The following is a 264-nucleotide window of genomic DNA, read 5'->3' as shown; positions in this document are numbered from 1 at the left end:
GCAGACGGCACGGCCACCGGTTCTGACGACGCCGTCGCGAACGGCACGAATGCGGTCGCGGCAGGCGTCAGCGCGGCTGCGACGGCTGAGAACGCGGTCGCAGTCGGCATGAGCGCCACTGCTGGCGGCGTGGGTTCGACCGCGCTCGGCGCAAGCGCCGTCGCCAATACCGCGGGCTCCACGTCGATCGGCGCGTCGTCCTTCGCCGACAGCAACGGCGCGACCGCGCTCGGCGCGTATTCGAGCGTTATCGGCGCCGGCGGC

Annotated in this window: 1 pseudogene; it reads left to right on the top strand. The window is 73.1% G+C overall.

The features are described 5' to 3' along the window. Positions 1-264: pseudogene (locus tag SB771_RS35015) on the top strand (hypothetical protein); the annotation flags it as partial.

It is taken from the genome of Burkholderia sp. SIMBA_051, from assembly GCF_046534915.1.
Lineage (GTDB): Bacteria > Pseudomonadota > Gammaproteobacteria > Burkholderiales > Burkholderiaceae > Burkholderia > Burkholderia ambifaria.
The sequence above is the reverse complement of the archived record's forward strand: the minus strand, read 5'-3'. Positions and strand labels throughout refer to the sequence as shown.